Raw genomic sequence first — 7,805 nt, forward strand, 5'->3', positions numbered from 1 at the left:
TCAGGCGTTGCCCTTCAGCGCCGCTCTGTCGCGGTCCCGAGGGTCCACTCCGACCAGCGCGAAAGTCTGCCGGGCGATCTCCAGTTCCTCGTCGGTCGGCACCACGGCGACCGCCACCCGCGCGTGGTCGGGCGAGACGAACCGCGGCACGTCCGACCGTACGGCGTTGAGGTCCGCGTCCACCACGAGCCCCAGCTCCTCCAGACCGGCGACGGCAGCTTCCCGCACGGGAGCGGAGTTCTCGCCGACCCCGGCCGTGAACACCACCGCGTCCACCCGTCCGAGCACCGCGTAGTACGCGCCGATGTACTTCTTCAGCCGGTGGATGTAGATCTCGAAGGCGAGCCGCGCGCGCTCGTCCCCCTCCTCGATCCGCCGCCGGATCTCCCGCATGTCGTTGTCGCCGCAGAGGCCGACCAGCCCGCTCCTCTTGTTGAGCAGCACGTCCACGTCGTCCTCGGACATCCCCGCCACCCGCTTGAGGTGGAACGTGACCGCCGGGTCGATGTCCCCGGAGCGGGTGCCCATGACCAGCCCCTCCAAGGGGGTCAGACCCATCGACGTGTCCACGCAGCGGCCGCCCCGGACCGCGGATGCCGAAGCGCCGTTGCCCAGGTGCAGCACGATCAGGTTCACCTCTTCCGGGGCCTTGCCCAGGAGCTCGGCGGCCCGGCGGGACACGTAGGCGTGCGAGGTGCCGTGGAAGCCGTAGCGGCGGATCCGGTGCGCGTCGGCGGTCTCCACGTCGATGGCGTAGCGCGCCGCGTACTCCGGCATGGTCGTGTGGAACGCGGTGTCGAAGACGGCGACCTGGGGCAGGTCGGGGCGGAGCGCCCGGGCCGTGCGGATGCCGGTGATGTTGGCCGGGTTGTGCAGCGGCGCCACCGGGACCAGGCGCTCGATCTCGGCCAGGACCTCGTCGGTGATCACGGTCGGGGCGGAGAACCTCAGCCCTCCGTGCACCACCCGGTGGCCGATCGCCGCGAGCTCGGGGGAGTCCATGCCCAGTCCGTCGCGGGCCAGCTCCTCTGCGACCGCCTTCAGTGCGGCGGCGTGGTCCGGGACGGCACCGGTGCGCTCCCGCTTCCCGGCCCCGCCGGTCAGCGGGGTGTGCACCACCCGGGACGTCTCCTCCCCGATCCGCTCGACGAGTCCGACGGCCAGCCGGGTGCCGTCCTCCATGTCGAGCAGCTGGTACTTGACCGACGAGGAGCCGGAGTTGAGGACCAGGACGCGAGTGGCGGTGGCGGAACCGGTCATGCGGTGAACTCCTGACCCTGGGACTGGATCGCGGTGATCGCGACCGTGTTGACGATGTCGCTGACGAGCGCGCCGCGCGAGAGGTCGTTGACCGGCTTGCGCAGACCCTGGAGCACCGGGCCGACGGCGACGGCGCCGGCCGAACGCTGCACGGCCTTGTAGGTGTTGTTGCCGGTGTTGAGGTCGGGGAAGATCAGGACGGTGGCCTGGCCGGCCACCTCGGAGTCCGGCAGCTTGGTGGCGGCGACGGACGGCTCGACCGCCGCGTCGTACTGGATCGGGCCCTCGATCCGGAGTTCGGGGTGGCGTTCGCGCACCAGCTTGGTCGCCTCGCGCACCTTGTCCACGTCCGCGCCGGAGCCCGAGGTGCCGGTGGAGTACGAGAGCATCGCGATCCTCGGCTCGACGCCGAAGCGGGAGGCCGTCGCCGCCGACTGGACCGCGATGTCCGCGAGCTGTTCGGCGTCCGGGTCGGGATTGACCGCGCAGTCGCCGTACACGAGCACCCTGTCGGCCAGGCACATGAAGAACACCGACGAGACGATCGACGCCCCGGGCTTGGTCTTGATGATCTCGAAGGCGGGGCGGATGGTGGCGGCCGTGGAGTGGACCGAGCCCGACACCATGCCGTCGGCCAGGCCCTCCTGGACCATCAGGGTGCCGAAGTAGTTGACGTCCGCGACGACGTCGTGGGCCAGCTCCAGGGTGACGCCCTTGTGGGCGCGCAGCTGCGCGTACAGCTCGGCGAAGCGCGGCCGCAGCTCGGAGGCCGCGGGGTCGATCAGCTGGACGTCGCCCAGGTCGATGCCGAGGTCGGCGGCCTTCTTGCGGATGGCGTCGGTGTCGCCGAGCAGCGTCAGATCGCAGACGTCGCGGCGCACCAGCACGTCCGCGGCGCGCAGCACCCGCTCCTCGGTGCCCTCGGGCAGTACCACGCGGCGGCGGTCGGCACGGGCCTGCTCCAGCAGGTCGTGCTCGAACATCATGGGGGTGACCCGTCCCGTGCGGGCGACCTCCAGACGCGCGAGGAGGCCCCCGGTGTCGACGTGCCGCTCGAAGAGACCGAGCGCCGTCTCCGCCTTCCGCGGGGTGGCGGCGTTCAACTTGCCTTCCAGCGAGAACAGTTCGGTGGCGGTCGGCCAGGAGCCGCCGGGCACCGAGATGACCGGGGTGCCGGGGGCGAGGCGGGACGCGAGGGTGAGGATCGACTCGCCCGGGCGTTCGTCGAGGGTCAGCAGCAGACCCGCGATCGGCGGGGTGCCCGCGGAGTGGGCCGCCAGCGCACCCACCACCAGGTCGGCGCGGTCCCCGGGGGTGACCAGCATGCAACCGGGCTTCAGGGCGTTCAGCACGTTGGGCAGCATCGCGCCGCCGAAGACGAAGTCGAGCGCGTCCCGGGCGAGCCCGGAATCGTCCCCGAGCAGCACGGTGGCCCCCAGTGCCTGGCTGACCTGGGCGACCGTGGGCGCTGCCAGCGCCGGCTCGTCCGGCAGCACGTAGCACGGGACGGGGAGCCGGGCCGAGAGGCGCTCGGCGATCGCGTCGCGGTCCTCGGCCGCCACCCGGTTCACGATCAACGCGAGGACGTCGCAGCCCAGCACCTCGTAGGCCCGGTGGGCGTTGCGGGCCTCCGCCCGCACGGACTCGGCCGGCTCGTCCTTGCCGCCGACGACGGGAATCACCGAGGCGCCGAACTCGTTGGCCAGGCGTGCGTTGAGGGCCAGCTCGTCGGGGAGCTGGGTGGCGTGGAAGTCGGTGCCGAGGACGAGCACGACCTCGTAGTCGCGGGCCACCTCGTGGAAGCGGTCGACCAGTCGGGAGACCAGTTCGTCGGTGCCCTTCTCGGCCTGCAGCGCCGCCGCGGCGCGGTACTCCATGCCGTAGGCGGTCGCGGGATCCTGGGAGAGCCGGTAGCGCACCCGCAGCAGATCGAACAGGCGATCGGGTCCGTCGTGCACCAGGGGCCGGAACACCCCCACGCGGTCCACCTGGCGGGTCAGGAGCTCCATGACTCCCAGGTCCACCACCTGGCGGCCGTCCCCGCGGTCGATCCCCGTCACGTACACGCTGCGCGTCACGCGTGCTCTCCTGTCCTGCTGGGCGTGGCCGAGCGCGAGGTGCCGGCCGCGCTCGGGGGCTCGAGAAAACTCGATAGGGTGGCAATATCCCCTTGACAATACCTCCACGACTGGGTAAGGCGCCCGCCGGGTCCGGGGTCGCCGGACCGGCGTGGACCCGGCCCTGCGTGTGAGAATCGGAATGAGGCTCACCGGTACCACGAGCGAGCAGGAGACACGGCACGATGCGCATCGGAATTCTGACCGCAGGCGGCGACTGTCCCGGCCTCAACGCAGTGATCCGGTCGGTCGTGCACCGTGCGATGACCGGCTACGGTGACGAAGTCGTCGGGTTCGAGGACGGGTTCAAGGGCCTGCTCGAGGGTCACTACCGCACCCTGGACCTCAACGCCGTCAGCGGCATCCTCACCCGCGGCGGCACGATCCTCGGCTCGGCCCGGCTCGAACGCTCCAGGCTGCGCGAAGCCGCCGAGAACAGCGCGGAGTTGGCGCGGAAGTACGGGCTGGACGCCCTCATCCCGGTGGGCGGCGAGGGCACGCTGACCGCCGCACGGATGCTGTCGGACGCCGGTATGCCCGTCGTCGGCGTGCCGAAGACCATAGACAACGACATCTCCTCCACGGACCGCACCTTCGGGTTCGACACCGCCGTCATGGTGGCCACGGAGGCCATCGACCGGCTGAAGACCACGGCGGAGTCCCACCAGCGGGTCATGGTCGTGGAGGTCATGGGGCGGCACGCGGGCTGGATCGCGCTGGAGTCCGGCATGGCCGGCGGCGCACACGGGATCTGCCTGCCCGAGCGGCCCTTCCAGGTCGAGGACCTGGTCAAGATGGTCGAGGAACGCTTCGCCCGGGGCAAGAAGTTCGCCGTCATCTGCGTCGCCGAGGGCGCGCACCCGGCCGAGGGCTCCATGGAGTACAGGAAGGGCGAGATCGACCAGTACGGGCACGAGCGATTCACCGGCATAGGCACCCGGCTGGCCGCGGAGCTGGAGCGGCGGATGGGAAAGGAGGCCCGGCCGGTCATCCTCGGCCATGTGCAGCGGGGCGGCACGCCCACCGCCTACGACCGGGTGCTCGCCAACCGCTTCGGCTGGCACGCGGTGGAGGCCGTCCACCGCGGCGAGTTCGGGAGGATGACCGCGCTGCGCGGCACCGAGGTGATCACGGTGCCGCTCGCGGAGGCGGTGACCCGGCTGAAGACGGTGCCCGAGGACCGGGTCCACGAGGCCGAGTCGGTCTTCTGACGCGGGTCCGCCGCCCCGCGCGCACGCGGCACGGGTCCCGTCCGCCTGCCCGGCCGCGGCGCGACCCGGCAGGCGGACGGACGGAACCCGCGCGAACGGACGGAACCCGCGCGGACGGACGGAACCCGCGCGGACGGCGCGGCTCGGCTCAGGACAGCTTGCCGTCGTAGTCGGGCAGCTTGAACGTCCGCTCGGCGTGGCCGCCGACCAGGTCGCTGGGCCGGTTGCCGACATTGGCGATGATCGTGTAGCCCTTGGCCTCGATCTCCGCGCGCTTGCCGGTCTTGTACGCGCTGACCTCGTCGAACAGGTCCGGCAGGCTGCGCACGTACAGACCGTCGACCGGGTATCCGGCCTTCCTGAGGTTGTACGACGTCAACGCCTCGATGAGGTCGGGGCGGGCGGTGACGAAGAAGATGTCCACCCCGCGGGAGTCGGCGTAGCGGACGAGGTCCCGGACCTGCCTGACCGCGGGCGTCGGGTACTCCCAGAAGTAGTGGAAGTCCGTCTCCAGCGAGGTGTTGTCGACGTCCAGCACCATGGCGAGACGCTGTCCGGACGCGCCGGCCGTGCGCTGCTCGACGTAGGGGCGGGCGGTGGCGAGGGCCGCCGTGACGTCGCGCTGCCAGGTGGCGTAGTCGATTCCGGCCAGCCCGGCGGCGGTGAGGTCCGAGCGCTGCGGCGCGTGGGCGGTGACGGACGCCGGGGCCGCGGTCCGCGGTGCGGCGCTCACGGTGTGGGCGGAGGCCGTGGCCGTCATGGACGTGGTGAGGGCGAGCGCGGCGGCCGAGACCGCGGCGCGGGTGGTCCATCTGCGTACATGCATGGGGGGTTCGCTCCTGAGGAGGTCCGGTGGACGCCCTTCGGTCGGGGAGAGCCGAGGGCCTTGGCATGTTCGCGTTCAACAATGGACGGAATGGAGCGTTCCATCTACCCCCTGGTAACCAGGTAGTGGCGGACGCGGGTTCGGGCCGTCGTCCCCGGAGACGCGGCCGGGCGCGTCGAGCTCGGGCAGCGAAGGAGAAGCCGGTGACCGCCTCGACGGTTTCGCTCCTCGGTGTCCCCGTCCCGGTGCGCTCCCGACCCGATCGGCTCCGCCGCCGTCAGGCCGGCGAAGCGGGCGCGGGAAGCCCGGTCCCCGGGCGGGAGATGCCCGGGCCCGTACCGGACTCAGCCGGGGAGCAGCGCCCAGAAGTGGTTGGCGATCCGGTCGAGGAAGTCCTTGCCCGACTCCCCGGAGCCGGCCGACGCGCCCCAGCTGGAGGTGGCCGCCATCCGGGCGTGGTAGTCCGTGTGCAGCTCCTGCAGCGCGCCCTCCAGCTGCCGTCGGGGCAGCGGCAGCATCTTCGCCACCGGGCGCACGTACGCCTGCCAGCGGGTGGTCGCCGCGCTGCGCAGCAGCTCCGCCAGCTCCTCGTCGCGTCCGGTCGCGGTCAGCAGTTCGCGCGGGGTCAGGGACAGCGCCTCGGCGAGCGCGGCGGTCTGCCGCTCGTTCCCACGCCAGCGGTTGCCGTCCTCCATGCGCTGGTACGACGAGGGGTCCATGCCCACCCGGCGGGCCACGTCCTCGGCGCCCAGGGCACGGGCCAGGCGGTGCTCGCGCAGGCTCTGCGGGGCGCCGAGCAGTTCGCCGGGCGAGCACCACAGCACTCCCGCGAGCGCGGTCAGTTCCCGGGAGTCCGGCGCCAGGAGTCCGCGCTCCCAGGCGACCACGGTGTCCGCGGTCACCGGGAGCCCGTACTGAGCCTTGAGCCCGTAGGCGACATGGCCAGGCGCCATCCCCAGGCCCTCGCGCAGTCGGCGGGCGGCGGGTGCGTTGAAAGGCGGGGTGGAGTGCACGCGCACACCGTAGGAGCGGAGAGTCACGTACGGCTACGGTGCGTTCGCCCAAGGTGTGAACTCGTAGAAAGGTCCACCGGGCCGGTCCCCCGGCGGTCGGCCGTTCCCATAAGAGGGCGCCCGGCGCGTCACCGGACGGCGCCACGGTCCGGCGCGGGCGGTCCAGCGCGTCGATCATCCCCCGGGTGTCAATGGCGCTCCTCATCAGCCCGACGGCGAAAGGCAGTTGGGGCGTGGCGGGGGACCGTGCGTCCCGTGTCGTGTCGGCCGGCTCAGCCCGCCCGGTGCCGGTCAGCGGCCGGAGCGGAGCCAGCGGTACTGCAGCTCGGGCCGGCCGACCTGGCCGTACTGGGGGCTGCGCGCAGCCCGCCCCTCGGTGACGAGATGTTCCAGATAGCGGCGTGCGGTGATCCGCGAGATCCCCACCGCCGTACCCGCCTCCGCCGCGGTGAGCCCGCCGTCGGCGTCCCGGAGGGTGCGGGTGACCGCCTCCAGGGTCGGTGCGCTGAGGCCCTTGGGCAGGGCAGCCGGCTGCGGGGTGCGCAGGGTCGCCAGCGCGCGGTCCACCTCGTCCTGCCCGGACGCCTCGCCGGCGGCGGTGCGGAACTCGGCGTACCGGTCGAGGCGGTCGCGCAGGGTGGCGAAGGTGAACGGCTTGAGGACGTACTGGACGACACCCAGGGACACGCCCTCGCGGACCACGGCCAGATCGCGCGCGGAGGTCACGGCGATCACGTCGGCGGAGTGCCCGGCGGCCCGCAGCGAGCGCAGCAGCCGGAGCCCGTGCCCGTCCGGCAGGTAGAGGTCGAGCAGGATCAGCTCCACGGGGGTGCGCTCCAGCACCCGGTACGCCTCGGCCCGCGAGTGGGCGACGCCGGCCACGGTGAACCCCGGTACGCGGCCCACGTACAGCGCGTGTGCGTCGGCGGCGACGGGGTCGTCCTCGACGACGAGCACCCGGATCCCGGCGGCGGCGGCGGTCATCCCGCCACCTCCGTCCCGCGTCTCCGGCCGGGGCGTCCGTTCACGTGTCGACCTCCATCGTGTGCAGGGGCAGCCGCACGGTGAACTCCGCGCCGCCGTACGGGCTCCGGGCCGCCTCGACCGTGCCCCGGCCCCGGTGCGCGGCCTGCCGCACCAGCGCGAGCCCCAGGCCCCGTCCCGGGCCCCTGGTCGACCAGCCGCGTTCGAACACGCTCTCCGTGTCCCCGGGACCGAGCCCGGGTCCCGTGTCGCTGACGCGCAGCACGAGTTCGTTGTCGTCGGCACGCGCCGTGACGACGACGCGCGGGCGCGCGACGGCGGTGCGGGCGTGCGCTGCGGCCGCGGGCCCGTGGCCGCAGCGCCCGTGCCCGTCGAGCGCGGCGCGGGCGGGGCC

Annotated in this window: 7 protein-coding genes; 1 reads left to right on the top strand and 6 read right to left on the bottom strand. The window is 72.8% G+C overall.

Annotated features, from left to right (window positions below):
- Both QMZ92_RS18705 and pta read right to left on the bottom strand, forming a co-directional pair.
- The gene (locus QMZ92_RS18705) at nt 1-1,260 is read right to left on the bottom strand and encodes an acetate kinase (RefSeq protein WP_283298503.1); all 1,260 of its coding nucleotides are present in this window, start codon (nt 1,258-1,260) and stop codon (nt 1-3) included.
- Nucleotides 1,257-3,338: a phosphate acetyltransferase gene (gene pta, locus QMZ92_RS18710; RefSeq protein ID WP_283298504.1), complete on the bottom strand. Its 2,082-nt coding sequence runs from the start codon at nt 3,336-3,338 to the stop codon at nt 1,257-1,259. Before pta ends, QMZ92_RS18705 begins: the two co-directional genes overlap by 4 nt.
- Nucleotides 3,339-3,562: 224 nt before the next feature.
- Here pta and QMZ92_RS18715 point away from each other — a divergent pair, with 224 nt between their 5' ends.
- Nucleotides 3,563-4,588 (top strand): ATP-dependent 6-phosphofructokinase, encoded by a 1,026-nt coding sequence (locus tag QMZ92_RS18715; RefSeq protein ID WP_283298505.1) that lies wholly within the window; start codon nt 3,563-3,565, stop codon nt 4,586-4,588.
- Between the two features lie 148 nt (nt 4,589-4,736).
- Here the strand turns inward: QMZ92_RS18715 and QMZ92_RS18720 are convergent, their stop codons facing one another.
- From QMZ92_RS18720 to QMZ92_RS18735, 4 genes are all read right to left on the bottom strand, one after another.
- Nucleotides 4,737-5,414 (bottom strand): HAD family acid phosphatase, encoded by a 678-nt coding sequence (locus tag QMZ92_RS18720; RefSeq protein WP_283298506.1) that lies wholly within the window; start codon nt 5,412-5,414, stop codon nt 4,737-4,739.
- Between the two features lie 344 nt (nt 5,415-5,758).
- On the bottom strand, nt 5,759-6,367 hold the full coding sequence (locus tag QMZ92_RS18725; protein ID WP_283298519.1) for a helix-turn-helix domain-containing protein: 609 nt from the start codon (nt 6,365-6,367) through the stop codon (nt 5,759-5,761).
- Nucleotides 6,368-6,718: 351 nt separating this feature from the next.
- On the bottom strand, nt 6,719-7,411 hold the full coding sequence (locus tag QMZ92_RS18730) for a response regulator (protein WP_283298507.1): 693 nt from the start codon (nt 7,409-7,411) through the stop codon (nt 6,719-6,721).
- Nucleotides 7,412-7,451: 40 nt separating this feature from the next.
- Nucleotides 7,452-7,805, bottom strand: a 354-nt coding sequence (locus tag QMZ92_RS18735) for a sensor histidine kinase (RefSeq protein ID WP_283298508.1), incomplete at its 5' end; no start/stop codon positions are given.

Source organism: Streptomyces sp. HNM0645 (assembly GCF_030056615.1).
GTDB lineage: Bacteria > Actinomycetota > Actinomycetes > Streptomycetales > Streptomycetaceae > Streptomyces > Streptomyces marianii.

What these genes read in the sequence shown, in the direction of transcription:
- QMZ92_RS18705 (WP_283298503.1), bottom strand. Translation starts at nt 1,260, where the DNA reads ATGACCGGTTCCGCCACCGCCACTCGCGTCCTGGTCCTCAACTCCGGC.
- QMZ92_RS18715 (WP_283298505.1), top strand. Translation starts at nt 3,563, where the DNA reads ATGCGCATCGGAATTCTGACCGCAGGCGGCGACTGTCCCGGCCTCAAC.
- QMZ92_RS18720 (WP_283298506.1), bottom strand. Translation starts at nt 5,414, where the DNA reads ATGCATGTACGCAGATGGACCACCCGCGCCGCGGTCTCGGCCGCCGCG.
- QMZ92_RS18725 (WP_283298519.1), bottom strand. Translation starts at nt 6,367, where the DNA reads ATGGCGCCTGGCCATGTCGCCTACGGGCTCAAGGCTCAGTACGGGCTC.
- QMZ92_RS18730 (WP_283298507.1), bottom strand. Translation starts at nt 7,411, where the DNA reads ATGACCGCCGCCGCCGCCGGGATCCGGGTGCTCGTCGTCGAGGACGAC.